The following is a 26,732-nucleotide window of genomic DNA, read 5'->3' as shown; positions in this document are numbered from 1 at the left end:
GAAAGCATTGGTTATACTTAACATATCTACAGGACTCAACAAGGTATTAAGGGGATGAACGGAATGATTCAATCAGATGAAAAAGGGTTATTTACCATTCAACAAGTGGCAGATATGACCGGATTATCGAAACAAGTGATTAGGAAATGGGAAGAACGTTATGGAATTATTCAACCGAAGCGTTTAGAGAATGGTTATAGAATATATAGTCAACAGGATGTAAAAATGCTTTTAAAAATCAAATTGCTTTCGGAACAAGGTCACTCGCTAAAACAAGCGGCTCTTCTTGTAAAAGAGTTTTCTGAAGAACCTGAAGTACCAATGAAAAAGGAAAAATTACCCAATTACGAGCAGTGGAATGAGTATGTCCTCCAGCTTCTAGAAAAAGGTAGGCACTGTGATGAAATAGAATTAACGTATATTTTAAAACAAGCATACCATCATGTAGGGTTAGAGCGCTTTTTAACAAATATCGTGGTTCCTTTTTTAAAAGAGGTAGGGAAAAAGTGGGAGAACCATGAGTGGGATGAATATCAGGAATCTGTATCAAGTCTAGTTGTAAGAGACTTCTTAGTTCAGATTAGACGAAATTATCAATATAGGGAAGATGCACCATTCGTTCTTGGAGCATGTCTGCCTTATGAACATCATGAAGTACCCCTGCACCTGACCTTATTGCAGTTCATGATGAAAGGGTGGAAAACCCAATTAATCGGGGCATCTCCAGCTCCAGGAGCAATAGAATCATTGGTAAGCAAATTAAAGCCGGATGTGGTTTTGTTGTCCGCTACAACCACAATACCTTTTGAAACTGATCCTCATCTTCTAGAAAGATTGGAGCAATTTGCTGAGAAGCAAAAGGATATAGCCTTCTACCTTGGTGGTCAAGGGGCAGTCACGTATCTTGCTGATTATAAACCACGGGCAATTATTGTGACGAATGCCATTTCAGATATTTTAAAATAGAACATAGAAGCCGCGCAATGGCGGCTTCATTTTATTGCTCCGTTATTTTTCCTTCACTTAAAAGGTAGGTCTTGCCATATTGCGGTAATAGCTGCACTCCATTTTTCGGCTTCAATCTTTCTGGATAAAAGCTGTGAAGCGGGATAAGTGTTGCTGGATCCAGTTCATCGACAATGTATTTTAAATGCTGCGGAATCGCATGTCCGCCAGTTCCAATCAATACTCGTTCAAGTCCAATGAGCTGCAATACTCGTTCCAGGTTTTGAAATGCAGGATCAAATGAACCTAATGGTACTCCATTTGAGTGAAGATAAATGCCATTCTCTACATTCAAATCAAAAAGCTCCAAAGAGCGGTCATAGGAATTTTGGACAAAATACTGGTCAGGATGTTGGTTGATTTGTTTATATGAAATTGTAGAAACCTTATTAAATAATCGAGTTTGCCATTTTGGAACAGGAGCTTGTCTTATTTCTTCGGATTGAAACACGAGGAAATTTTGTGCTCCTAAATGGTTTAATGCGATTTGGGCAGTCTCAGCTTCTAATACAACTTTTCGACCAGATTCAACTCCAGCTTGTAAGATCCCGCGTATGCGATCAATATTTCGATGGTAGATATTAAAAATACCTATACCATTGGTTGCTTTTAATACCTCAGCCATTTTGGATGGAATCATTGTTTCTGTAACCAAATCTTCGGGAAGTGCCTTGTTAGAGACTAGCGTTTCTTCAGCTAATTCTTCTTCACTGGATAAAGTGGTTCCTTCCATAATGACAGCATCAAATCCGATTTCGTTTGCTTTCTGAATAAACGATTGAATTCGTTCTGGATGTGCACCGTGCATTCTCAAATCTCCGGTGTAAAGGATAGCTCCATCAGGTGTTTGAATATGAAAGGCACAAGCGCCTAAAACATCATGGTCAACTTGAATCGGTGTAATTGAAATTTCACCGACTGTAAAAGGCTGATTGTATTTACATGATTGATAACTACGATTTCTTTGAACACCCTCACCAATTTCGTCCAATGTTTGATATAAACTCAAGGAGTCTTCAGTCATGTAGACAGGTACAGAAGGGTCAATCATTCCCATTGCTCCCATATGGTCTAAATGTAAGTGGGAAATAAGAATAGCCGTATTGCCTGGATAGGTATCAGCCGAAATGAGAGTTGAATGATCGGGAAGGTCTTCTTTGCTGTATACACCATCAATACTTGGAATAAGTCCCAGTTTTAAATAATCTCTAACAACTGAGCTTTTCCTTAACTTGATTTGTCCATCAAATATATGATTTTGAGGACTATATACAAGCCCAAAATCAAAGATGATTCGAGAATCACCATATTGTAAAGAGATGATGGTTCCTCCAATTGTTCTAAGACCGCCATGAAAAGTAAGTGTCGTATGATTCATGCTTTTTCCACCTTCATTTAATAAAATTGAAGGAACCTGTTTTCCCAGGCTCCTTCACGTTAAACTACTAGATTATCTATTACTGACCAAGCTCTCTTTTGGCAGCATTTTCTGCATTTGTTAAGCCTTCTTCAACAGAAATTTCACCAAGTAGTACTCGGTCAAGCTCTTTTGCAACGGCATTTTTTAAAGCATAAGCTCCTTTAATACGAGGATCATAGAAACCTGCATCAAATTGTTGTTCACCTACACCATATTCGGGATTTTCAGCAATGTACGCTTTCCATTCTTCGCTTTCTAAAGCAGAATAACGAATAGGTAGGTAACCAGATTGCATTGCCCAATAAGTTGTATTTTCAGTGTTAATTAAGAATTTAATGTATTCCCAAGCAGCAAATTTTTCTTCATCGGTTGCAGATGCGAAAACAGATACGTTTGTTCCTGCAAATGGAGTAGCTGCTTTTTTACCTTCGGGTAATACGGTTGCCGCCCAGTTTATTCCGTTTTCCTCAGCAGGGGCAGCTACATAAGGAATACCAGCAGAAGATCCAATATAAAGTCCTACATCTCCACGTGCAAATGGTTCAGACATATATCCATCTTCACCAGCTGTACGTGCAATACCATCTTCAATCATTCCGTAAACAAATTCCAATGCTTCTTTTCCTTCAGGGGAATTCATCATAAATTTCTCTGAATCCTCATCGAAATAGACACCACCAGCTTGATGAACCCACTGATTAAACTCTAGAGTTACAGAGTTTTCTAAGCCAAGCCCGATTACATTCTTTCCATCTTTTTCGCCTGTTAATTTTTCAGCTACTGAATAAAGCTCGTCCCAAGTAGTTGGAGGTTCAACACCAGCATCTTCTAAGTAATCCACATTGTAGAACATAATACGAGTACTTTTGTTAAAAGGCATTCCGTAATATTTGCCATCCCAAACATTCATTTCACGGAAAACTTCAACAATATCATTTAATTCATCATCACTAAAACCAACTTCAGGATGGGTTACATATGGAGTTAGGTCTGCTACTAGATCATTTTCAAGATACTCAGTAATCCAGTCTTCATAAGCTTGAGTTAATACAGGAAGATTCTTCGCTTTCGCTGCAGCCATATTTTTAGTAGACAAGTCACCATAGCTACCTTGATTGACTAGTTTAACAGTAATCATTTCTTGAGACTCATTAAAATCATTTGTGATTTTTTCTAATGCTTTTTCGTGTCCACCACTCATAGCATGCCAGAATTCAATTTCAACTGGCTCATCTAATGAAGTTACAAGACCATCTGTTGCATTTTTATTTTCAGCTTCTTTGCTATCTGTGTTTGTTTTTTCTCCACCATTACATGCCATTAATGTCACCGCTAAAATTGAAAAAAGCAATGTTAGTAAGATTTTTTTCAAAGTCGTTTCCTCCTATAAATCAACAAAATTGTATTTTTAGTATGAAATTCTGTAGAGCCCATGATAGATGACTAGATTCGTGAGTATCACCTCCTTAAAGGATGAGAGCAGTTTAGCCTTTAATACCAGCTTTCGCAACACCTTCAATAATGTACTTCTGCAGAATGAGGTAAAGGATGATCATAGGTAGAATGATCATGGTTGATGCAGCCATTAATAATTCGTAAATCGTACCTGCTTCTGTACTAAAGGAGGTAAGCCCAACAGGAAGAGTCCGCATTTCTTTCGATTGGGTCACAATTAAAGGCCACAAGAATGCATTCCAGCTTCCAATAGCTTTTAATAATACAATGGTAATGAGAGCTGGCTTTGCCAATGGCACCATAATTGTCCACAGAAATCGAAAATCACGGCAGCCATCAATTTTTGCTGCATACGACAATTCTTTCGGTATTCCCAAAAAGAATTGACGCAATAAAAAGATAGAGAAGATACTTGCAAGCCATGGGACAATTAAAGCTTCATATTGGTCAATCCAACCGATATTCGATAGAGTTACATAGTTTGGAATTAACAGAACTTCCCCTGGAACCATCATCGTCCCTAGCAATATAGCAAATATCACATCACGCCCATAAAAATTCACTCGTGAAAATGCATAGGCTGCAAGAATCGTCGTTAGTAACTCTCCAATTGTTGAGAGCACCGTTACAATGACACTATTGATGGCATATCTAATAAAAGGAGCCATATCAAAGGCCTTTGCATAGTTTTCCCACTTGAAATCCTCTGGAATCCAAATAGGAGGCAGAGTGGTTACTTCACCGGAAGACTTTAAGGATGTACTAAGCATCCAAATAAATGGTAATAGCATCAATAAGCTTCCAAGAATCAATATGAGATAGATAAAACCTTTAGAAAGTGCTGCTTTTCTTTGCATTTTTCTTTCCCCCTCCGGTCAGTAAGTCACCCTGCGTTTTCCAATGTACAATTGGATAAGGGTAAAGATGAATATAATGATAAACAAAACATAGGCAGCTGCAGAGGCAATACCAAATTCCCACTCGTTATAAAATTTTTCATAAATATAGTAAACGAGCGTTTGCGCACTATAGGCTGGACCCGGCTTACCATCAAACAAAGCAAAGATTTCATCGAACACTTTAAAGTTATTGATAACCGCCACAATCGAAACAAAGAATGTTGTGGGGGATAAAAGTGGTACAGTAATATGCAAAAATCGTTTAAAAGGTTTGGCACCATCAATTTGAGCGGCTAAATAGTACTGCTTGTCTATATTCTGCAGGCCTGCTAGGAAAATAATGATGTTATAGCCTAATCCTTTCCAAATACTCATGATGATCAGGGCTGGCATCGCCCATTGCGGATCGGTTAACCATTTAATCGGTTCGATACCGAAGAAGCTAAGAAAATAGTTCATTAGCCCATACTCTGTATGGTAAATCCAGCGCCATACGATAGAGACAGCTACCACAGAGGTAACAAAAGGAATAAAGTAGATAGACCGAAATAAGCCCTTCAATTTAATATTTGAGTTTAGTAGAATGGCAATTCCAAGTGAAATTAAGATGGAAAGAGGAACTACACCAAGGACGAAAATAAAGGTGTTTTTAATAGCTGTCCAAAATTCCTCATCCTGAAAAATATAGGTAAAATTAGCAAACCCGTATTCTTTTACAATGTCATTAAAGTAGTCATAGTCTGTGTAAAAGCTCATTAAAAAGGATTTAATGATCGGATAAAAATTGAATACACCTAAAATGATGAGTGCTGGTGCTAAATATAAGAGAGCTTTTAATGTACTAGTTAATGTTGGTTTTTGATTCAACCAAAAGCCCTCCTTGTACATTATTTACGTTCAAATTCACTTCAGATTGAGCATCAAATAAGTGGAATCGGTTATTTCGAACGGATAGGTCCACATAATCACCAGCCTGAACCTCAAACTCCGGACTAACTAGGGCACGGATAGAGTGTTCACCTATAGTTGCACTTAATAATGTATCCCGTCCAATCCGCTCAACCATTTCTACTTTTGCTTTTAGAGAAAAAGTGGCGTTATGGGAAGCAATTATCCAATCTTCGGCACGCACACCTAAGACCATTTTGCTAGAAGTAGAAAGTTCTGTATTCAAAGGCAGGTCAAGTGCAAAAGACTCATCCGATTGATCAACAGTAAAAACGGATTGTTCCTGATTATATGAAACTGGAATCATGTTAATAGGGGGGCTCCCCATAAATTTTCCAACAAAGGCATTGACCGGATGATCATACATTTCTTGTGGTGGACTATATTGCTGATATTTCCCGTCCTTCATTAATAAGATTCGGTCGGAAATGCTCATGGCCTCTTCCTGGTCATGGGTAACGAATATCGTTGTTATACCGACCTCCTGCTGAATCCGACGAATTTCTTCGCGCATTTCTAAACGTAAGCGTGCGTCTAGATTTGAGAGGGGCTCATCTAAAAGTAATAATGATGGCTTTTTAACAAGAGCACGTGCTATTGCAACACGTTGTTGCTGTCCACCGGAAAGCTGTTTTGGTTTACGGTCGAGTAGATGATCGATTTGTACAAGCTGTGCCATCTCAATGGCTCTTTCTTCCGCTTCCTTTTTTGGTATTTTTGTCATTTTTAAAGGAAACATGATATTTTTAAGGACTGTCATATGTGGATAGAGTGCATAATTTTGGAAGACCATGCCAATCCCACGGTTTTCAGGTTCAACGTTATTCACTAATCTATCACCGAAATATAGCTCACCAGAAGATGGCTTATATAAACCTGCTAACATGAATAATGTTGTACTTTTACCGCAGCCACTTGGTCCAAGAAGACAAACGAGTTCACCTTCATTAATCGTGACATTTAAATTGTTAACTGCGGTCACATCATCAAATTTCATGGATATATCTTTTAACTCTAGTTTCAAGGTGCAACCTCCCCAATAAAATGTAATACCAAAGTCAACATTTCCATTCTAAAGCTACTCTTTTAACCTGCTGTAAATAATTTGTAAAAATATTATTTGTTATCTTAATATTCCAGGCACACAGAGATAATTTGAGTGGAATAAATAAGTATTTCCAACGATTAGCAACAAGTTTGCGAAAACAACCTTTAAAAAATCACACAATAGCCGTACTATAAGTAAATACGGTTTTTTCGCTTTTTGAGAAATAGAGTAATTAAGCGCGATTTGACGAAAGATAGTGATAAAAGAAAGGAGTCACCCCGTTATGCACTCAATAAACAAGATAGGAAAGAGTTTTTGGTATATCACGCCAATATCGGAGACCGACCGGCCCATTTTAGGGATGGTGGTTGGAAATAACAAGACATTAATGATTGATGCAGGTAACTCGGAAGACCATGCCCATTATTTTATGAAAGAAACGTTGAAAAATGAGGTAGGGCATCCTGATATGGTTGTTCTTACTCATTGGCATTGGGATCATATCTTTGGCCTTTCAGCTTTACCAAATACAGTTTCAATTGCTTCTACAAAAACAAAAGAGGAAATGGAGAAACTCATTCCGCTTTCATGGTCGGACGAGGCTATAGATGAACGAGTTAGAGAAGGAACTGAAATTGAATTTTGTGCGAAGGCTATTAAGAATGAATATACAGATCACCGAGATATCAAGATTGTCTTACCGGATATAACCATAGAAAAACGATTGGAAATTGACCTTGGTGGGGTAACTTGTGTAGTTCAACACGTTGGGGGAGATCACGCAGCCGACTCGGTCATTGTGTATATCAAAGAAGAAAAAATTCTATTTTTGGGTGATTGTATATATCCTGATATTTTTTCGGAAAAGGATAACTACACAATCAAGACAACTCTTGCGCTTTTAGATGAGTTAGAACCATTTGATGCAGATACATATATCCCTTCGCATCAACGGCCAATTTCAAAAAAAGAATATAATCAGGAAGTCGCAAAGCTTAGAACCGTTGCGAAATATACAGATATGTTCGGTGGTGATAAACCGAAAATAATAGAGGAATACGAAAAGCACGTAAAAAGGGAACTGACAGAAGACGAAAGGGAAACCATTGATAACTTTGTTAATGGATATTGATGTATCCCTTAAATAGCTAGATTAAAAATGGAACCCACTACTTAAGTAGTGGGTTCTATGTTTTATAAAACTAAACTAACGATGATACCTGATAGGATACTTACAAGTGTGGCACCATATAATAGCTTCAGCCCGAAACTTGCGACGACATTTCCTTGCTCTTCGTTCAAGCTTTTTACCGCCCCGGTAATAATGCCGATGGATGAGAAGTTGGCAAAGGATACCAAGAACACAGAAAGAATCCCAAGGGTGCGGGAACTAAAGTTATGATTACCTCCGGATAAATCCAACATCGCGACAAATTCATTCGTCACGAGTTTAGTCGCCATAATTCCCCCGGCATTAACGGCCTCTGATAAAGGAATTCCCATAATGAGGGCAATCGGAGCAAAAATATAACCTAAAATTTGCTGAAAGGATATATTAAATATGAGCTCAAACACGTGATTGATTCCCGCCATTAAAGCAATGAACCCGATTAACATGGCCCCGACGATAATGGCAACCTTAAAACCATCAAGGATGTATTCCCCGAGCATTTCAAAAAATGATTGCCTTCTAGATTCCTGTATCTCTAACATATCTTCATTTGGTTGTACCTCATACGGATTAATAATAGAAGCTATGATAAAACCACCAAATAAATTTAATGCTAAAGCTGTGACAACATATTTTGGTTCAAGCATTGTCATATAGGCACCCACTATGGAAATGGATACAGTCGACATCGCTGAAGCACAAAGAGTATACAAACGCTGTTTTGAAAGAAGGCCAAGTTGTTTTTTTAATGTAATGAAAACCTCAGATTGTCCCACCATTAACGAAGCTACTGCGTTATATGATTCAAGGGTCCCCATCCCATTCACTTTACTTAATAGCCATCCAATTCCCTTCATAAGAAGCGGTAGAATTCTCAGATGCTGGAGAATCCCAATTAATACAGAAATAAATATAATTGGCAACAATACAGTTAAAAAGAAGGGAGCCTCTCCTTCGTTTGCCATGCCGCCAAATACAAAGGAAATCCCTTCGCCTGCATATTCAAGCAGTTTGTTAAAAACATTTGAAATGGCTGTGATAAGGATAAACCCAAATTCTGTATTTAATAGGAACACCGATAAAATGATTTGAATAACAAGCATTGTGATAATAGGTTTAATTTTCACCTTTTTTCGATTAGAGCTTGCTAGCCAAGCTAAAAATAAGACAACAAGAATACCTAAAATTGAAATAACATATTGCATATGTAACCTCCTGATGATTTAAACATGATGTATATGCTTCCAGTATCGTTTCCGCTCGCAATGGATATTTTGCCCTTATTTTAGAAAAAGTACCCAGACAACATTCTTTAGAATGATAAAAAAATATGGACAAGATTTACGGTCACCACAATATCTGAAAACATAGGATAACATTAAAAAGGGAATGTAGGCAATTGACGAATATTTCTTAAAAAGATGGTATGATAGATGAAATATGCCTTAAGGAGAAGAGAATTCTATGAAAATTCCCATTTTGTATGAGGATAATCATCTGCTTTTGGTAGAAAAGCCAATTAATATTCCTGTACAAGAAGATAGTAGTGGAGACCTTGATTTGTTAACGATGTTAAGAAACGATATAAAAATACGCTACAAAAAGCCTGGTAATGTATATTTGGGACTCATACATCGTTTAGACCGTCCCGTTGGAGGTGCCATGGTGTTTGCAAAAACGTCTAAGGCGGCTTCTAGATTATCAGATATGTTTCGCAGACATGTGATTGAACGAAATTACTTTGCAGTTGTTCATGGAACCCTAAAGAAGAAGAGGGGGCAGCTCGTACATTATCTTCATAAGGATCATCGGAAGAATAAGGTGTTCGTTGTCCATCCTACTCATCCAAACGCTAAAAAAGCAGTGCTAGATTATGAGGTTATGGAATCGAAAAAAGGATTTAGTCTACTTTCTGTAAATCTTCAAACGGGGAGACCTCATCAAATCCGAATTCAGTTATCAACTATAGGTAATCCAATCTTTGGGGATCAAAAGTATGGAGGGCATCTAAAGAGGTCAGGCCAGCAACTTGCGCTTTGGGCCCATTCGCTTTATTTTGAACATCCTGTTAGGAACGAACCGATAGGGGTTTTTTCGTTACCACCAAGTCGTTATCCATGGGATCTATGGTCGATCATTGCAAATAGAGGTGAAAACTTCAAATCTAACAAAAATCCTGCCTTTTATTGACTTGGTTGGAGTTTTTTAATTTATAGCTAAAAAATCAAAATCCGCCCTCGCAAGTGCTTGGGCGGATTTTGACTTCCAAATGAGAAATAAATTATTTGTTTTTTCCAGGTTTTATTTTTTCTCCGACATTAGGAAGATCAATATATCCAATGTTTCCTGGATTTTGGGAACTGACCATGAGGTAATTTTCCCCATTTAAATCGTTTATGGCTTGTAGACCGGTTACTTCACCGCCATCCGGAGCTGAAATAATCCTTTCAAGTTCTTTCGTATCAATATTATAAGCCCAGCCAAAGTTATTGGTATGCATGCCACTATCTTCTGCAATAAACAGAGTTCTTAATTCTTCATCATATACAATGTTGTCCGGATTCGCCATCTTATCTGGATGTGCTGTATTCCCATCAGCATCTGGAGATGGGAGATCTTCACCGTTCAACATTCCATGCATATCAGTAACAACATAATCACTATTTATGGTGTTTCCATTCATATCCTTTTGGTTAGCTGCAATATTCATTTGATAGATTGTACCAGCGCTTAATTTTGGCAAGCGAATATCATCAACAGGGTCATTCGGGTTTTCTAACATCCCACCTTCTACATAGGACATTGCCATATAAACCTTGTTATCAGCTTTGTTAAACGTTAGTGTTTCCATTTTATTAAACTCAGATGTTGCACCAAGAATGGCACCATAACGACGAGACTCCAAGAAAGCTGCCGCTTTTTCCATACCTGGTTTAACTTTTAAGTATTCCTCGCCAACAGTTGTTTTGATATGAGAAAATCCATTCGCCTCAGCATAGGCAGGATCGTTTGTAGTTTCAAAAATGTCACTGAAGGTTAAAGTTTGGGCTAGATCTTTCACTTCTTCATCTGTTGCATGTCCCAATTCAATCCATTCAAATTCACCGGCACCACCATTTTCAGCACTAGTTTGATTAAATTTAGCAGCGTATAGGGTACCAGCGGATAAATCTCCGGCTTTGTCTGCAATATACATGAATGGCATTACATAACCACCGTCATCCCCATAGTAAACCGTACGATTATCTGGAGCAACGGCTACATTTTCAAAGGATAAGCGCCCCATGCTGTAGTGTTTTACAGCTTCTGCCTTACCATTTGGGGATACTGTAATTTCAGTCGTGTGCCCGTAAAGGTATGGATTTCCTACAGCATTTGCATCTTGATAATAGTTACGTGCAAATTGTGTGACTTTAGAGTTTTCTGGTTTTTTTTCATGTGCACGTGCATCCGGTTCGTATTCTTCACTGCCTAAATGAGTATTCCAAGGGGAAAGAACGCCCGCACAAGGTGTCCATACTCCACCATCAGCAGAAAAATCAATTGGTTCAATATCCGTAATTTTCAATTCACCCGTTTCCTTATTTTGAACGACAGTATTTAGGTAAACGGCTTTTGGCATTTCACCGATTTCATTTTTTGGCATACTTTCAAAATGGTTGATTAAATATAATTTTCCACTCTTTCCGTTTACACTTAACAGGGAATTCATATCTGGTGCAGTAGAAAAAATTGGGCTTCCATCGGCACGTGTAATAGCATTACCATTAACATCCACGGCACCCCCAACAATTTTGCCATTAATGACTTCACCTGGTTTAGCTAAGGAGTGATAGTCTAATTCCATCGTTTTTTGGGAGCCATCTGATAATGTAACGAGGGCTTTAGCATGCGTATGCATTGTTGATTTTTCCTCTTGTGTTTTAGGTGCCTCCATACCTATAAAATCAACCTTTGTAACCTCAAGTGGTTTGTTTGGTTGTGCAAATACGTTTGCTGCAGTCGGGAATAAAAGTGCTGCACTTAAAACGGGAATGACTAACTTTTTCTTATTCATTGACTATTTCCTCCTAAAATTTTTGATATTAGGTTTGTACAAATTAATGATAGGATTCAAATGTTAAGGGAATGTGCATTTATTATTAATAATATTTAAAATATTTTGGTTATTTAGACCTAGTTCAATTAGCATGCATTACTGAAGGGGAGATTGCGTATAGGTAAAAAGGATTAGAACGATGCAAAAAACCATATCACATCCTCCCTTATAAGAAATGGGTGCAATATGGTTTGAATAGAATTCACACTTAATAAAAAAATAGTTCGACTACAAAAACCGATAAACAGGCCAATAACGCCACACTTACTAGGCTTGCCCCCCGGTAGGCAAAAAGAATGGCTACAATAAAGCCAACTAGCGCAGACCATGTCGATTCTGTTGCGTCTAAAATGGCCGGAAAAACCATCACAGCCAATGTCACAAATGGAACATAGTATAAAAACGATCGGATATAGACATTTTTGATTTCTTTTCTGACAAGGGTAAGTGGGAGCACCCTAATGAGGTACGTCACAACTGCCATTACCAAAATATAAAAAATAGCATTATTCATACGTATCCTCCTTTACCGGAAAGGCAAACGCTGCAATACCTGCAATTAAAATCGTTAAGATGATAATTTTCACACCGGATGAGATAGATTCAAGAATCGGCAACTCAGCGAATAGTAGACTTAGTACCATTGATATGACAATCAATCCGGTAAGGACTTTATTCCCTTTTGCCGGAGGGATAATAACAGCAATCAGCATTCCAAACAGGGCGATACTTAGGGCACTAATTAATCTTGGTGGTAGTAAATTGCCAGAAAGAACTCCAAATAATGTACCCAGTGCCCATCCTGGGACCGCAGCACTCATCACGCCATAAGCGTAATAAGGACTTAACCTTCCAGGAACCGCAACAGTCACCCCGAAGACCTCATCTGTAATCCCATATGCCATGATTGAACGATGGAAAAAGGATGTGTTTGGGTCAATCTTTTGAGATAACGCAAACGACATTAGAAAATACCTAGAGTTGATAATTAACTGTGTAATAGCAATTTCGACAACTGTTGCAGCACCGGCAATTAACGTAAGACCAGCAAACTGTCCAGCTGATGTTAAATTTGTTACGGACATCAAGACGGCTTCAAACGGATTTAGCCCGGCTTGCTCGGCAAGAATGCCAAAGGTAAACGAAACCGCAAAATAACCGATTGCAATGGGAATTCCATTCTTTAACCCACTTGTCCATTCTTTTATGTTTGTTTTCATTTTTCTTTCCTCCAACGATGATCAAACAATATGATGTCAATTGATAGGTTTGGTACCTTTTCTATTAAAATGATTCTAGCATACGTTTGCTAGAAATGCCTTTTAGTAAAACTCTACTTTTTGTGAACAATATGTACAAAATAGTATTTAATTACCGAAAATAACTTTATTAGGTAAACGTTTTCATTTTGAGGTATTTTGGTTACTATTAGAGAGAGGTACGGACTAGATTAGTAGAGTAAATGAGAAAATTAGGTGGTACAAGTATGAAAATGAAGTTATTGCAAAAAACGCAGACGATCGTTCGTTATCAGAGTCAAAATAACCAAGTATATTATGGGATTGTAGAAGATGACGAAATTTTACAGTTATCTGGTAATTTTAATGACATGATAAACGATAAGTTCAAATTTGATGGCGTAAAAGTTAAAGTTAAAGATGTGAAAATACTAGAGCCTGTTACACCCCAAAAGGTGATCAATTTTGGATGGACATATGCACAACATGCAGAGGAGACCGGGGGTACGGCTAATCTCAAAGAACCATTTTTATTTCTAAAACCTACATCTTCCCTGATTCCAAATGAGGGTGAAATCATGCTTCCCCCAACACACTTAACGAAGCAGGTGGAAATGGAGGGCGAACTGGCACTCATTATAGGGAAACGCGGGAAAAATATTAAGGAAGATGAAGCGTTGGATTTTGTTTTTGGCTATACCATATTTAATGATGTAACGGCTCGGGACCTAACAAAAAAGGATCCACAATTTACACGAGGCAAAGGTTTTGACACATTTGGACCATTGGGTCCTTGGATTGTGACAGGAGTAGATCCAACCAATTTAAACATAGTTACAACGTTAAACGGGAAAGTGGTACAAGAAGGCAATACAAATCAGATGTCTTTGTCCATTCCTTATCTTATCAGTTGGATTTCGAATGTGATGACCCTGGAGCCAGGTGATGTAATAGCTACTGGTTCACCTTCAGGTAGCTGCCCAATGAAATCAGGAGACGTAGTTACTGTTGAAGTTGAGCACATCGGCAAACTGCGTAATTATGTAAAATAGTGTGATTTTTTAAAAGTTGAATGAATCAGGGTCTGGTATGCAACCAAAGTTGCATACCCTTTTTTCGATAGGAAGGTATTCGAGGAAAACATGTAGAACATATAAAGATGTACTGATTCATATCGTAAGATAATTTTATAATAGAAAGTAGTAGGTACGTCCGAAAATGATAGGGGAGGATTGGATGAAACAACTGTATATAAAGCAAAAGGTATTTAGTTTAAGCGGCAAGTTTACGGTCAAAGATCAGCAGGAGAAGGATGTCTATTATGTAGAGGGAAGCTTTCTGAAAATACCCAAGACCTTCTCCATATTGAATACAAAACGAGATGAAGTTGCACTCATTACGAAAAAGGTATTTAGCTGGTTACCTAAGTTTTTCGTTGAGGTGAATGGTCGAGAAGTGTTAACAATTAAAAAAGAGTTTTCCTTCTTTAAAGCACGTTATACGATTGATGCGGCAGGGATTGAAGTACATGGCAATTGGTGGGATATGGATTTTCAGGTTTTACAGCATGGGGAAGTTGTCGGCAAAGTGAGCAAAGAGTGGTTCACATGGGGTGATAGCTACAAGGTTGAAATCTTAAATGAAGAGATGGAAGCCATCATCATTGCAATCGTTGTCGCCATTGATTGTGTGAAAGCTGATCAAGCAGCTGCTTCTTCAGCAGCAACGACTTAACTTCGTTATACTAATTAATACAATTACTATGATTCTTTTAACAGCTAGTTCTCCACCTCCTCAATTCGGTGGAGAACTAGCTCTTTTATTTAGCCAAATGGCCATTTGTAATGCAAAGGCATCTTTAAAGTTTTGCGGATCATATCCGCTTTCTGTTTTGATTTTATTTAGACGGTAAATTAAAGTGTTGCGATGAATGTAAAGTTTTTTTGCCGCTTCCTTTATATTAAAATTTGAGTCAAAGAATGCTTGGAGTGTGTCTAAGTGATTGTTAAGATCACCTTCTCCCTGTAGTATTCTTTTGCAAAACGGTTCAGCTAGCTTCGGGTTAATTTGGTGAACCAGTGCCTCAGGTTCAATGTCTAGATAAGAAATTACTTTATGTTCAGATTTACTAATGGCTAAGGCAATTTCACATTCACAATAACCTTGGTTAATGATTCGAAGATGATCAATATGTGAAGAGTATGCCAAACGAGCATAAACCTTCATTCTTTCAAATTCTTTATGAAGATTTTTTAACTTCCTTTTTGCTTCCTCATGAGAAACCTCAGATAAAATCAACAGCAATTTGTTAACATGTACAAATCCAGCTAACACCTTTCCTTTACCAATCACTTCTTCCGTGTTTTTAATAAGAGAGTGACTTGAAAAAGAATAATCAACTATTTCGATTAAGCTAATGACGAAAGGGCCCTTTAGCTTCATTTGAAGTAGACTAAGCCAGCGTTCAATATTACTTGTGTTCGGTTCTTCCTTTAAAAGTTCTTCGATAATCCTTTCTTTTGTTCTTTGGCGCCACTCCGTCTGTGAAGCCATATAAGCTTGCTTAATTAATAGTTCTGCCATCATTTTTACAAGACCGCCGCGATCACCTATCATCCTTGGTTCGCCGGTAATGCCAATGACTCCGACAACCCCATCATGAAAATGAATCGGTAAATTTATTCCTTGTTGTGTTCCGCGAAGTTGCCCTTGATTTTCGGATGTAATTTCAAGTAGCTGTCCGGTTTTAACAACTTCTAAAGCACCTTCATGGATTGAATTCAGACGAGAGGGGTCACCCGTTGCAATAATGACTCCTTCTTCATTCATTATATTAATATTTAAATTAAGAACTTTGGAAGTTTCCTTTACAAGCATCTCAGCAATTTCCCGCGTAATCATTGAATTCTCCTTTTGGTTATTGCATACAAATAATTGTTTGAATTTATATAATAATTTGTATTTTACATATAAAGAAGATTTGAAGCAAGTACGTTATAATAAATAAACAGAAAATTGTAAACGTTTACAAGGGAGGGTTGCAAAATAAAAATTTTAATTGCACCCGATTCATTTAAGGGCAGTGTGACAGCAATTGAAGCAGCCTTGTCCATTGAAAAGGGAATAATAAATGCATTTCCACATGCAGAAACAAAGTTAATACCTATGGCAGATGGTGGAGAAGGAACGATGGAAAATCTCATTACTTCGACGGCGGGACATAAAGTTGCAGTAACTGTAACCGGTCCTTTAGGTAAACCAATCGAGGCATTTTTCGGGGTGCTTGGTGATAATGAGACATGCATTATTGAAATGGCCAGTGCGTCTGGCTTGGATTTAATTAGTCCTTCAGAGCGAGATCCATTAACTGCAACAACCTTTGGTACTGGGGAATTAATTAAGAGAGCACTTGACGATGGGTACCGAAAATTTGTATTAGCGATAGGTGGTTCGGCCACAAATGATGGTGGCGTTGGTATGCTACAGGCTCTTGGTATACAAATTATTGACAAGTCAGGGAACGAGATTGGCTTTGGTGGAGGTGCATTAAGTCAAATTCACGAAGTACGTATGGATCATTTTGACAAACGGATTTCTGAAAGTCATTTTTTAATTGCCTCGGATGTGGAAAATCCACTTGTTGGTGATAACGGAGCTTCTCATGTGTTCGGACCACAAAAAGGTGCAACAGATGAAATCGTTCAGATCCTTGATCAAAATCTTACCCATTGGGCGAATGTGGTAGAACAGGTAACAGGTATCCGATTACATGATATGCCGGGTGCTGGAGCTGCCGGAGGAATAGGCGGAGCCTTTCAAGCATTTTTCCCTTCAACAATGAAAAGAGGGATAGATGTTGTTATCCAATATTCAAAATTTGTCGATCATCTTGAGGATGTTGATCTTGTGATAACAGGGGAAGGACAGGTAGATTTCCAAACGGCGTTTGGAAAAACTCCTATGGGGGTGGCGCAAACAGCTAGGAAACTGAACATTCCAACTATTGTAATTGCAGGGTCTGTTGGTAAAGGAATTCAAACATTATATCAATTTGGGGTTATTGGGGTCTTTAGTATTATTAATCGTCCATTACGTTTAGAGGATGCGATGCAGGAAACGAAAAAGTTATTAGAACACACAGCTGAGCAAGTTTGCCGTACTTATTTTTTCAATAGACAGGGGGAAAAAAGAAATGAAGATCAAGCAAGCAATTGAAAAAGTACCTGGTGGATTGATGGTTGTACCTTTGATGCTAGGGGCATTGTTTAATACAGTGGATCAAATGCACATACCAGCAGTTATGAATTTTTTAAAAGCTTTAGGAGTTGCTCCAACTGCTGACGGCAACTATGAGCTTTTACGTATTGGTGGTTTTTCTGAAGCGTTATTTAAAAATGGTTCATTAACATTGATTGCATTATTCCTATTCTGTGCAGGTAGCCAAATGAATCTTAGAGTCGGTGGAATTGCATTGAAAAAAGGAGTAATGCTGACAACGTCAAAATATTTAACTGGACTTGCTGTTGGAGTATTGTTTGGATATCTTTTTGATCCAATGAATGGCTTTCTCGGGTTATCAACGATGGCAATAATTGCGGCAATGACAAATGGAAACGGTGGGATGTATGCTGCTTTGACAGGCCAATATGGAAATAGATCGGATGTAGGTGCTGTATCCGTCTTATCCTTGAACGATGGTCCGTTTTTTACGTTAATGTCATTAGGTCTTTTAGGTTCTAAATTCCCAATTATTGCGTTTATCGCTGTTTTATTACCGATTGCATTAGGAATGATTCTTGGGAACCTCGACCCTGAGGTTCGTGAATTTTTAGCTCCTGGTGAAATCCTGCCAGTTCCATTCTTTGCGTTTGCCCTAGGTGCTGGAATGAACTTTATGACATTCTTCAATCCTAGCGTCGTTGGGGCTGGGTTGCTTTTAGGGATTATGACGGTCGTATTAACTGGATTAACTGGAATTCTCGTGTTTAAGCTGTTTAGAGAAAAAAGTTATATCGCGCCAGTAGCTGAGGCGTCTACAGCAGGTAATGCAGTAGGTACGCCAGCAGCAATTGCAGCTGCTGCAGTTGTTGCATCAGGTTCTGGCATGATGAGTGCTGCAGAAGCCCAGGCTTATCAGGATATTGCGAACTTGGCGACGATGCAAATTTCAATATCTACCTTAACGACGGCCATTCTTTGTCCAATTGCTGTAATACTGGTGGATAAATACCAACGAAGTAAAGGCATTGACGGTAAACTGGAAAATCCTAAGGTGCCAAAAGATCCTGGATTACCAGTGTAAAAAAGTACCCCACCCCTGGCTGGATAAGAGGCTAGGGGTGGTTATTTATTAGAAGTGATGGATGAAAGGGAGAAGAAAATGCAAACAACTTTGTTATATGGAAAAGACAATTTAACGATCAATGTTCCGGATCATGCACTCATTTTAGAACCGAAAAATCTCTCAGGACTGAATGATGAAATGGGGGCATTAAAAGAGGCACTCAAAAATCCAATTGGGTCACCACCTTTAGCGGAAATGGTAAAAGCAACGGATAAGGTAGCCATTGTAATTAGTGATATTACCAGGCCGACACCAAATGAAAAACTCGTCCCAGCTTTAATAAAAGAATTAAGTCATGTTCCGCTTGAAAATTTTGTGATTATTAATGGAACGGGTACACATCGTGACCAAACGAAGGAAGAGTTCATCCAAATGTTAGGACAATGGGTTGTTGATAACATTCGGATTATTAATAACCAATGTCATAACAAGGAAACACTGATCAAAGTAGGACATAGTAAATTTGGATGTGACGTATATTTAAATAAAGAGTATGTTGAAGCGGATTTTCGAATTGTAACAGGTTTTATTGAGCCTCATTTTTTTGCTGGCTTTTCGGGTGGACCAAAGGGAATCATGCCCGGGATTGCAGGGATAGAGACCATAATGACCTTCCATAATGCACGGATGATCGGTGATCCATTAGCTACTTGGGGAAATATGGAGAATAACCCATTGCAGGAGATGACAAGGGAGATAAACATGATGTGCAAACCACATTTCATGTTGAATGTTACCTTGAACCGTGAAAAACAAATTACAAATGTGTTTGCTGGAGAATTAATAGCAGCCCATGACAAAGGCTGTGAATTTGCAAAAGAGCATGCAATGACGAAATGTGATCAGCGTTTTGATGTAGTTATCACATCAAATTCTGGTTACCCACTCGATCAAAATTTGTACCAAGCTGTAAAAGGTATGAGTGCAGCCCACAAAATCGTAGAAAAAGGTGGATCGATTATTGTCGCGTCAGAGTGCTCGGATGGACTTCCAAGCCATGGGAATTATGCGGACATATTAAAGATGGCCAATACCCCACAAGAACTACTAGATATGATTAATAATCCTGAATTTAAAACCTTTGACCAATGGCAAGTACAAAAGCAGGCAGTCATACAAGTATGGGCGGATGTATATGTATATTCACTGCTTACAGATGAACAAGTGACACAAGCGATGTTGAAGCCAACACACGATATTGAAGCAACGTTGGAACATCTTAAAGAAAAGTATGGAGAAGACATGTCTGTTGCCGTACTTCCATTAGGACCATTAACCATTCCTTATGTCGATTCGGAGGATAAGGAGTACGTCTCTATAAAATAGTCCAATCGATACTGTTATCGGCACCTAACAGTTGGCTTACCCATTATTCGTACGAGTGTTGACCATGGTACTGCTTTTGATAGTGCAGGTAAAGGGATTGCGAACGAAAGAAGCTTAACTGAAGCTATTCGCCATGGTAGATTTTGTACCGAAAAGATAGTGACTTCTTTAACATTTCCAATTGACGTTCTCACCTATATATTATATATTAGATTGAAGTAAAGAATGCCCAGGCAAGTATGGGAGAGGTTCATAGCTGATACCCTCTATAAAAAACTATGGAAACATGACAATGCCATGTCCATAAGCGGATGTGGCTTTTTCTGTTTTTACATACGTATTTTATAGAACTGGCTAAACCTCTTTTGATAAGTGTTGGGATACATTTACAAGGAGGTTTTTTTATGTCTGGCCGAAGCCATGAAGAAGGTTTAAAAGATTTAACACTATTAGGTAATCAAAATACTCAATATTCATTTGAATATGCACCAGAGGTACTTGAAGCAGTAGATAATCTTCATTCTAATCGTGATTATTTTGTGAAATTTAATTGTCCAGAGTTCACTAGTCTATGCCCACTTACACATCAACCTGACTTTGCGACAATATATATATCATATATTCCTGACAAAAAACTTGTTGAGAGTAAATCATTAAAATTATATTTATTTAGTTTTAGAAATCATGGTGATTTTCATGAGGATTGTGTGAATATCATAATGAACGATCTAATCAAATTACTTGATCCAAGATATATCGAGGTATGGGGGAAGTTTACTCCGCGTGGAGGTATCTCAATTGATCCGTGGTGTAATTATGGGAAGCCAGGAACGAAATACGAGGAAATGGCGGATTACCGTTTAATGAACCATGACTTAAACCCTGAAAAAATTGATAATCGATAAAAAAGAATTGAATGAAGAAAGAGGTTTTTAGCTACCCTCTTAAAAAAACTAAGAAACAGCACTTTTTCTTAGGGTGCTGTTTTTTCGTTAAAAGGTGGTTTTGACAATGAAGCGAGATAAAGCAATTGTTGTGTTTAGTGGAGGTCAAGATAGCACAACATGTTTGTTTTGGGCAAAGGAACGTTTTGAAGCGGTTGAAGCTGTGACTTTTGATTATGGTCAAAAGCATCGTCTTGAAATCCAATGTGCAAAGGATATAGCAGCAGAACTGGGTGTCAAACATCATATTCTTGATATGTCACTTCTGAATCAACTTGCTCCGAATGCATTGACACGTCAAGAAATAAAGGTAGAAGAGGGAGAAAATGGCGAGTTGCCATCCACCTTTGTGCCTGGTCGAAATCTGCTCTTCCTTTCATTTGCTGGGGTTTTAGCGCGTCAAATAGGAGCAAAGCATATCGTGACAGGCGTTAGTGAAACAGATTTTAGCGGATATCCTGATTGCCGAGATATTTTTATGAAATCGTTGAATGTAACGTTAAATTTATCGATGGACGATTCCTTTGTGATTGACACACCGTTGATGTGGCTGAATAAGGCACAAACTTGGGAGCTTGCTGATCAGCTTGGAGCTCTTGAATTTATCCGGGAAAGAACATTAACGTGCTATAACGGTGTAATCGCAGATGGGTGTGGCGAATGCCCGGCGTGCAAATTGCGCAAAAAAGGGCTAGATGAATTCTACTTAGGGAAATCAAACTTAGAGGAGTAATATCATGAGAATACTATTTTACTTGTTATCGATTGTTACCGCGAATGTGGTAACAGCAGCATTAGCGCCATTGCAGTTTGGAATTTTTATCGTTCCAATGGGGACGCTGTTGGTTGGAGCGACCTTTATTCTCCGGGACCTGGTGCAACATAAATATGGTAGAGGGAAAACATACTTATTTATTTTCATAGCTTTAATCCTATCAGCATTGGTATCATTCATGCTGGGGGATACATTATTGATTGTGGTGGCTTCGGCCATTTCATTTATTGTGTCCGAATCAGCTGATACAGAAATTTATACGAGATTGAAACTACCAATAGCTTGGCGCGTGTTCTACAGTGGAATTGTTGGAGGATTTCTTGACTCCGTTATTTTTGTAGTGATTGGCTTAAGTCCACTCGGGGCTAATATTCTACCTTGGGAGGCTGTGCCAGCGGCTATTTTAGGGCAAATTATTGTTAAGACCATCATTCAAATGATTGGTGCTCTAATATTGAACCAATCTCGATTGAAGGGTTTGAATAACGCAGAGAGCCATTAAATAAAATCCTTTGTAAAAAGCCACAAAAGGGTGGCTTTTTACTTTTATAATGAAAAACACTGCGAAACCTCGAATTTCCTGATTTTGCAGTGTCCTATCTAAAGCAAAGCTGATTCTGAATTAGTCTAAAACAGTCACCTTCACTTGTTTTCTACCGAAATTGATGGCTTCTTGTTTAGAAGGAATAAAGACATCGATTTTGTTTCCTTTGATGGCTCCACCAGTGTCTCCGGCAATTGCTTCGCCATAGCCTTCCACATAGACTTTGCTGCCAAGAGGAATAATAGATGGGTCAACTGAGATCACCTTTGCATTAGGGTTTTCTAATAGATTAATTCCAGTTGATGTAATGCCTGAGCATCCTTCACAAGTTGCGGTGTAAGCTGTAGCTTCCATGATAAATTCCTTTGAAGCTGTCTTACTTGTTTCAGTAACCGGCGCTGATGAAGTGCTAGTATTTGCAGCTACAGTTGTTGGTGCTGTAGCTGTCGTTTCCTTTTGTGTTTCAATAGCAGGTACTGAACTTGCACTTACCTTTGTTGCTACTTCAACAGACTGTACCGGTTTTTCCGCAGTAACAACAGCCGCTGCTTTTACACCTTCAAAGATTACTAGATTTAATCCAGGATGGATAAGATCTGTATGTAATTGATTCCACTGTTTAAGTTGAGAAACTGTAACCTGATGATCCCTTGCTATATCCCATAATGTGTCACCTTGCTTAACTGTATATTGTTTTTCGGGTACTATAGTAAGTTCATCCCCAGGATGGATAAGGTCTGTCGTAAGTTGATTTAGCATTTTAATATTCTTTACGGATGAGTTATTTGCCCGTGAGAGATCCCAAAGTGTATCTCCTTTTTGAACTGTAATCGTTGAAGCTTGTACATTAGCACTTACTGTTACTGAGAGCACAGTACCCGCCAAAATTGAGACCATTTTTTTAAGCATTCTTTTACCCTCCATGTTTCTTTAGTTGCTAATTTTCAATAATCGTAACATAGTTTTTTGGTAGACAAAGAACAGGGAGGTGTTAATTTGGTAACATCTATGGCAATTATATTGCAAGAATATTTCTGGTAGCCCATAAAAAGGGATACCACTGGTCATAGTAAAGTATAAAGTATGCTAATATGTAGAGGATGATATCAATATAATTAATGGAGGAATTAAATTTATGAGCAATCTACCAAATTGTCCAAAATGTAATTCTGAATACACTTATGAGGATGGAGCATTATTGATTTGCCCAATATGTGGTCATGAGTGGGCTCAAGGGTCAGAAGTGGAGAATAATGAAGATAATAATGTAGTCAAGGATGCAAATGGAAATATATTAAATGATGGAGATACTGTAACGGTTATTAAAGACCTTAAAGTAAAAGGAAGTTCCTCCACACTAAAGCAAGGTACCAAAGTAAAAAGTATACGTTTGGTAGAAGGCGATCATAACATCGACTGTAAAATTGATGGGTTTGGAGCAATGAAATTAAAATCTGAGTTTGTTAAAAAGGAATAATTGGTTTTTATTAAAGGCTCTTTTCTAAAAAATTGTTGTTATTAACTTAAAGTTTATTGGTGGAACTAGGGTGATTTCCGCTTCTGGCACTCGCTTTCCGCGGGCGATCCGCAAGCCTCCTCAGGCCTACACGATGTAGGTCACGAAGCCGTTGCCACAGGACGTGGCGCTCTTAGGCTTCGAACATTAATTCCTCACTGCGGGGTCTCGCTTGGCTCGCTATTCCCGCAGGACATTGAATAGGCTTCCTTGAAACTACACCGCACGAAGAAAATGCTTGCATTTTCAAGGATCTCGTACCATACGTTCCAATCACTTGAAGGTGCACCTAAGTGTCTAATAATACTTATTAAAGGCTATGTCAAAAACAACATAGTTTGCGAAAAATAGCCTTATTAAAAAAGCGTCAAAGACTATTCTATGTCTTTGACGCTTTAATTATGAAGGGTGTTCTAGAAAGCTTTCAAAACGCTACCCCTCAACTTGCTTTCTTGCTCTAGTAAGTCTACTACCAAGTTCATTCAAAGCAATCGCTGCTATTATAATAATGGTACCTAACCACTGAAGCCCCGAAACGGTTTCAGATAAAATAAGACTGGCTGATAGAATAGCAATTGGTAATTCAATGGGGGAGCCCACTGCGAAAAAGAGTGGGGGAAGAACAGCTCCAAATAATGAAACACCTGCGGCAGCTGATAATAAGTTTGTCTCCAATGGCAGTACGGATGGTATTTCACGCATGAAAAGGACAAGTATTAAGATGGTTGACCCAGTTGCCATTAAGGAAGTCCGAGTTAATGGATCTACATCTACTGCAACCTTTCCGCTGAAAAAAATAAACCCCGCATACGTAAATGCAGAAAGAATCCCAAATAGGAAACCTTTAAGAGGGAGCCCTTGGATGTCGCCATTTACTATATTGGAAGCAAAAAAGACCCCGATCAAAATGAATACGATAGAAAGAATCGTGATAGGTGCGGGTTTTATTTTGGTGAAAATCCACTCTAATATAATTCCAATCCAAACGAATTGAAACATTAAAATGATGGCCAATGAGGCTGGTAGATACTGCATCGACCCATAATAAAAAATACTTGTCAATCCGATAAAACAACCGGTAATCATAATTTGTGGGACATTCTTTTTATTCAGTCCTTTAAAGCTAGGGCGTTTTATTAGGGTGATAGACCATAAAATAAACGAGGATATAATCATCTGAACAATATTAATTTGGCCGAGGGAATAACCATAGCTGAAACCCAATTTAGCAAAAATCGGTGTAAAACCAAAACATCCAGCACCTAATAGTACAAATAAGATGCCCTTATTCATTTTCATTATGTAACCTCTTGATGCGTAAAAACTATTAGACTATTATAGCATACAATGGAGGGAGACAGGTCTTTTTCAAACCTTTATAAGAGTGGTTCTATTTGGAAGTTATCCAATAAAAAATCTCCTTGGAATCAAGGAGATTTTTTGTGCTGTCAATTCTTTATGAAGCGGGTTAAATTTTTATTTCCTTTTTGTACGTCAACTTCACTTTTTAAACCTTTCAATAATGAGAAGCACATGACAATCAAGATAATTGTAAAAGGAAGCGCTGCTGCGATGGAGGCTGTTTGCAATACCTCCAATCCCCCTGCTAAGAGCAGTACAGCGGCTAGAGCTGATTGAATAACGCCCCACGTGACTTTAATTTTATTCGAAGGATTTAATGTTCCGCCTTCACTCAACATGCCGAGTACAAAGGTGGCAGTATCGGCAACCGTTATATAATAAATAGCGACCACCGCAAACCCCAAGATACTTAACAAAGAACTTAATGGGAGATAATCAAAGAATGTAAAGATGGACAATGAAACATTTTCAGTAATATGGGTTGCTAGATCATGATTTCCTGTGTTTTGAACAAGTTCTAATGCAGAACCCCCAAATACGGACATCCAAAGACATGTTCCAAGGGTAGGGAAAATCAAGACGCCAATAACAAACTCTCTTACCGTTCTTCCTTTAGAAACGCGTGCAATAAACATTCCCACGAATGGCGCCCAGGCAATCCACCATGCCCAATAAAATAGAGTCCATGATGCAATCCATTCCCCTGTACCAAAAGGCTGTAACCTTAAACTCATATGAATAAAGTCACTAATATAGAGACCTGTTGTATTAAAAAATACTTTTATAACAGTCAAAGTTGGTCCCACAATTAAAATTGCGAGCATTATCGCAAACGATAAAATCATTGCAGCATTTGATAAGTATTGGATTCCTCTCTCTAAGCCTGTATTAATGGAAATTGTAAACAGGACTGTTGCGACTGCAATCACAATTAGCTGGACGATTAACCCATTAGGAACCCCGAATATGTCATGCATTCCAGCCGTAACTTGCATGGCACCAAGGCCTAAGGATGTGGCAATACCAAAAACGGTTGCGAAAATGGATAGTATATCAATTGTCTTTCCAATCGGTCCATAGATTCGATCGCCAAGCATTGGATAGAATGCTGAACTGATCGATGCGGGAAGCTTTTTATTATATTGAAAGAAAGCAAGAGCTAAACCAATGATTGTATAAATCGCCCAAGGGTCTAGACCCCAATGGAAAAATGTATATTTCATTGCGGTATTAGCTGCGTCAATCGTATAAGGCTCGCCATAGGGAGGATTCGTGTAATGGGTGACTGGTTCGGCAACACCCCAATAGACAATCCCTATTCCCATCCCTGCACCGAACAACATCGCAAGCCAAGAAGCGGTATTGAAATCAGGCCGGTCTGTTTTTTTACCTAGCCGGATATCACCATATCTTGAGAACAATAAAAATACAGAGAAAATCACAAAGAATAAGGTCGCCGCAAGATATACCCAGCCAAGGTAATCAATTGAACCATTATAGATGATATCGGTGACATGAGCGAGATTATCTGTAAAAAAGACTCCCCATACAATAAAAATCAGAGTAAGTATTAATGAAATAATAAAAACACTTGAACCGTTTTGACCTTTCTTAGCCATGGGAACCTCCTAGTAAAGT

25 protein-coding genes, 1 pseudogene and 1 riboswitch are annotated in these 26,732 nt (G+C 38.4%); of the genes and pseudogenes, 13 read left to right on the top strand and 13 right to left on the bottom strand.

From position 1 onward, the window contains the following. The first annotated feature begins 63 nt into the window (after positions 1 to 63). On the top strand, positions 64 to 966 hold the full coding sequence (locus RGU12_RS23340; protein ID WP_309538195.1) for a MerR family transcriptional regulator: 903 nt from the start codon (positions 64 to 66) through the stop codon (positions 964 to 966). 31 nt (positions 967 to 997) lie between these two features. Here RGU12_RS23340 and RGU12_RS23335 read toward each other — a convergent pair whose 3' ends face one another. The 5 genes from RGU12_RS23335 to RGU12_RS23315 form a co-directional block, all read right to left on the bottom strand. Further along, on the bottom strand, positions 998 to 2,383 hold the full coding sequence (locus RGU12_RS23335; RefSeq protein ID WP_309538194.1) for an MBL fold metallo-hydrolase: 1,386 nt from the start codon (positions 2,381 to 2,383) through the stop codon (positions 998 to 1,000). A gap of 79 nt (positions 2,384 to 2,462) precedes the next feature. After that, a complete protein-coding gene (locus RGU12_RS23330) occupies positions 2,463 to 3,797 on the bottom strand; it encodes an ABC transporter substrate-binding protein (RefSeq protein WP_309538193.1) in 1,335 nt (444 codons plus the stop codon). Between the two features lie 112 nt (positions 3,798 to 3,909). Next, the gene (locus RGU12_RS23325) at positions 3,910 to 4,737 is read right to left on the bottom strand and encodes a carbohydrate ABC transporter permease (protein ID WP_309538192.1); all 828 of its coding nucleotides are present in this window, start codon (positions 4,735 to 4,737) and stop codon (positions 3,910 to 3,912) included. An 18-nt stretch (positions 4,738 to 4,755) separates the two neighbouring features. Further along, positions 4,756 to 5,646: a carbohydrate ABC transporter permease gene (locus tag RGU12_RS23320; RefSeq protein ID WP_309538191.1), complete on the bottom strand. Its 891-nt coding sequence runs from the start codon at positions 5,644 to 5,646 to the stop codon at positions 4,756 to 4,758. Further along, positions 5,621 to 6,751 carry an ABC transporter ATP-binding protein gene (locus RGU12_RS23315; RefSeq protein WP_309538190.1) on the bottom strand — a complete coding sequence of 377 codons (1,131 nt, stop codon included), beginning with the start codon at positions 6,749 to 6,751 and terminating at the stop codon, positions 5,621 to 5,623. Before RGU12_RS23315 ends, RGU12_RS23320 begins: the two co-directional genes overlap by 26 nt. A gap of 307 nt (positions 6,752 to 7,058) precedes the next feature. On the opposite strand from RGU12_RS23315, the gene RGU12_RS23310 reads away from it, so the two are divergent. Next, positions 7,059 to 7,907, top strand: coding sequence for an MBL fold metallo-hydrolase (locus RGU12_RS23310; protein ID WP_309538189.1), 849 nt, complete (start codon positions 7,059 to 7,061; stop codon positions 7,905 to 7,907). Positions 7,908 to 7,969: 62 nt separating this feature from the next. Here RGU12_RS23310 and RGU12_RS23305 read toward each other — a convergent pair whose 3' ends face one another. Then, on the bottom strand, positions 7,970 to 9,151 hold the full coding sequence (locus RGU12_RS23305; protein WP_116353834.1) for a NupC/NupG family nucleoside CNT transporter: 1,182 nt from the start codon (positions 9,149 to 9,151) through the stop codon (positions 7,970 to 7,972). Positions 9,152 to 9,410: 259 nt separating this feature from the next. On the opposite strand from RGU12_RS23305, the gene RGU12_RS23300 reads away from it, so the two are divergent. Continuing rightward, entirely contained in the window at positions 9,411 to 10,136 is a 726-nt protein-coding gene (locus RGU12_RS23300; RefSeq protein WP_309538188.1) for an RluA family pseudouridine synthase, read from the top strand. Positions 10,137 to 10,227: 91 nt separating this feature from the next. Here RGU12_RS23300 and RGU12_RS23295 read toward each other — a convergent pair whose 3' ends face one another. The 3 genes from RGU12_RS23295 to RGU12_RS23285 form a co-directional block, all read right to left on the bottom strand. After that, positions 10,228 to 12,003, bottom strand: coding sequence for a PhoX family protein (locus tag RGU12_RS23295; RefSeq protein WP_309538187.1), 1,776 nt, complete (start codon positions 12,001 to 12,003; stop codon positions 10,228 to 10,230). 250 nt (positions 12,004 to 12,253) lie between these two features. After that, the gene (locus RGU12_RS23290) at positions 12,254 to 12,559 is read right to left on the bottom strand and encodes an AzlD domain-containing protein (protein ID WP_309538186.1); all 306 of its coding nucleotides are present in this window, start codon (positions 12,557 to 12,559) and stop codon (positions 12,254 to 12,256) included. Next, on the bottom strand, positions 12,552 to 13,265 hold the full coding sequence (locus tag RGU12_RS23285) for an AzlC family ABC transporter permease (RefSeq protein WP_309538185.1): 714 nt from the start codon (positions 13,263 to 13,265) through the stop codon (positions 12,552 to 12,554). The genes RGU12_RS23290 and RGU12_RS23285 overlap by 8 nt, the downstream gene beginning before the upstream one ends. A 266-nt stretch (positions 13,266 to 13,531) precedes the next feature. Here RGU12_RS23285 and RGU12_RS23280 point away from each other — a divergent pair, with 266 nt between their 5' ends. Further along, positions 13,532 to 14,335 carry a fumarylacetoacetate hydrolase family protein gene (locus tag RGU12_RS23280; RefSeq protein ID WP_309538184.1) on the top strand — a complete coding sequence of 268 codons (804 nt, stop codon included), beginning with the start codon at positions 13,532 to 13,534 and terminating at the stop codon, positions 14,333 to 14,335. Between the two features lie 184 nt (positions 14,336 to 14,519). Next, entirely contained in the window at positions 14,520 to 15,017 is a 498-nt protein-coding gene (locus RGU12_RS23275) for an LURP-one-related/scramblase family protein (protein WP_309538183.1), read from the top strand. Between the two features lie 60 nt (positions 15,018 to 15,077). On the opposite strand, the gene RGU12_RS23270 is transcribed toward RGU12_RS23275, so the two are convergent. Further along, a complete protein-coding gene (locus tag RGU12_RS23270) occupies positions 15,078 to 16,184 on the bottom strand; it encodes a CdaR family transcriptional regulator (RefSeq protein ID WP_309538182.1) in 1,107 nt (368 codons plus the stop codon). Positions 16,185 to 16,328: 144 nt separating this feature from the next. Between RGU12_RS23270 and RGU12_RS23265 the strand changes: the two genes are divergently transcribed. The 7 genes and pseudogenes from RGU12_RS23265 to RGU12_RS23235 all read left to right on the top strand — a co-directional run bounded on the left by RGU12_RS23265 (position 16,329) and on the right by RGU12_RS23235 (position 22,174). After that, complete coding sequence (locus tag RGU12_RS23265; RefSeq protein WP_309538319.1) at positions 16,329 to 17,498, top strand: glycerate kinase; 1,170 nt, start codon at positions 16,329 to 16,331, stop codon at positions 17,496 to 17,498. Beyond that, positions 17,476 to 18,585, top strand: coding sequence for a 2-keto-3-deoxygluconate permease (locus tag RGU12_RS23260; protein ID WP_309538181.1), 1,110 nt, complete (start codon positions 17,476 to 17,478; stop codon positions 18,583 to 18,585). Before RGU12_RS23265 ends, RGU12_RS23260 begins: the two co-directional genes overlap by 23 nt. Positions 18,586 to 18,663: 78 nt before the next feature. After that, positions 18,664 to 19,953: a nickel-dependent lactate racemase gene (gene larA, locus RGU12_RS23255; protein WP_309538180.1), complete on the top strand. Its 1,290-nt coding sequence runs from the start codon at positions 18,664 to 18,666 to the stop codon at positions 19,951 to 19,953. 21 nt (positions 19,954 to 19,974) lie between these two features. Next, positions 19,975 to 20,113: pseudogene (locus RGU12_RS23250) on the top strand (4-hydroxythreonine-4-phosphate dehydrogenase PdxA); the annotation flags it as partial. Positions 20,114 to 20,192: 79 nt separating this feature from the next. Beyond that, a riboswitch (PreQ1 riboswitch) is annotated at positions 20,193 to 20,239 on the top strand. A gap of 118 nt (positions 20,240 to 20,357) precedes the next feature. Then, positions 20,358 to 20,858, top strand: coding sequence for a preQ(1) synthase (gene queF, locus RGU12_RS23245; RefSeq protein WP_309538179.1), 501 nt, complete (start codon positions 20,358 to 20,360; stop codon positions 20,856 to 20,858). A gap of 106 nt (positions 20,859 to 20,964) precedes the next feature. Then, a complete protein-coding gene (gene queC / locus RGU12_RS23240; protein ID WP_309538178.1) occupies positions 20,965 to 21,630 on the top strand; it encodes a 7-cyano-7-deazaguanine synthase QueC in 666 nt (221 codons plus the stop codon). A gap of 4 nt (positions 21,631 to 21,634) precedes the next feature. Beyond that, complete coding sequence (locus RGU12_RS23235; protein ID WP_309538177.1) at positions 21,635 to 22,174, top strand: VUT family protein; 540 nt, start codon at positions 21,635 to 21,637, stop codon at positions 22,172 to 22,174. A gap of 120 nt (positions 22,175 to 22,294) precedes the next feature. Here the strand turns inward: RGU12_RS23235 and RGU12_RS23230 are convergent, their stop codons facing one another. Next, complete coding sequence (locus RGU12_RS23230) at positions 22,295 to 23,125, bottom strand: LysM peptidoglycan-binding and 3D domain-containing protein (RefSeq protein WP_309538176.1); 831 nt, start codon at positions 23,123 to 23,125, stop codon at positions 22,295 to 22,297. Positions 23,126 to 23,351: 226 nt separating this feature from the next. Between RGU12_RS23230 and RGU12_RS23225 the strand changes: the two genes are divergently transcribed. Then, positions 23,352 to 23,693 carry a zinc ribbon domain-containing protein YjdM gene (locus RGU12_RS23225; RefSeq protein WP_309538175.1) on the top strand — a complete coding sequence of 114 codons (342 nt, stop codon included), beginning with the start codon at positions 23,352 to 23,354 and terminating at the stop codon, positions 23,691 to 23,693. A gap of 471 nt (positions 23,694 to 24,164) precedes the next feature. Here the strand turns inward: RGU12_RS23225 and RGU12_RS23220 are convergent, their stop codons facing one another. Next, entirely contained in the window at positions 24,165 to 25,031 is an 867-nt protein-coding gene (locus RGU12_RS23220) for an EamA family transporter (protein WP_309538174.1), read from the bottom strand. A gap of 149 nt (positions 25,032 to 25,180) precedes the next feature. Continuing rightward, complete coding sequence (locus RGU12_RS23215; RefSeq protein ID WP_309538173.1) at positions 25,181 to 26,713, bottom strand: glycine betaine uptake BCCT transporter; 1,533 nt, start codon at positions 26,711 to 26,713, stop codon at positions 25,181 to 25,183. Positions 26,714 to 26,732: the final 19 nt, after the last annotated feature.

The organism is Ferdinandcohnia sp. QZ13, assembly GCF_031324165.1.
Taxonomy (GTDB): Bacteria; Bacillota; Bacilli; order Bacillales; family Bacillaceae_L; genus Ferdinandcohnia.
The sequence above is the reverse complement of the archived record's forward strand: the minus strand, read 5'-3'. Positions and strand labels throughout refer to the sequence as shown.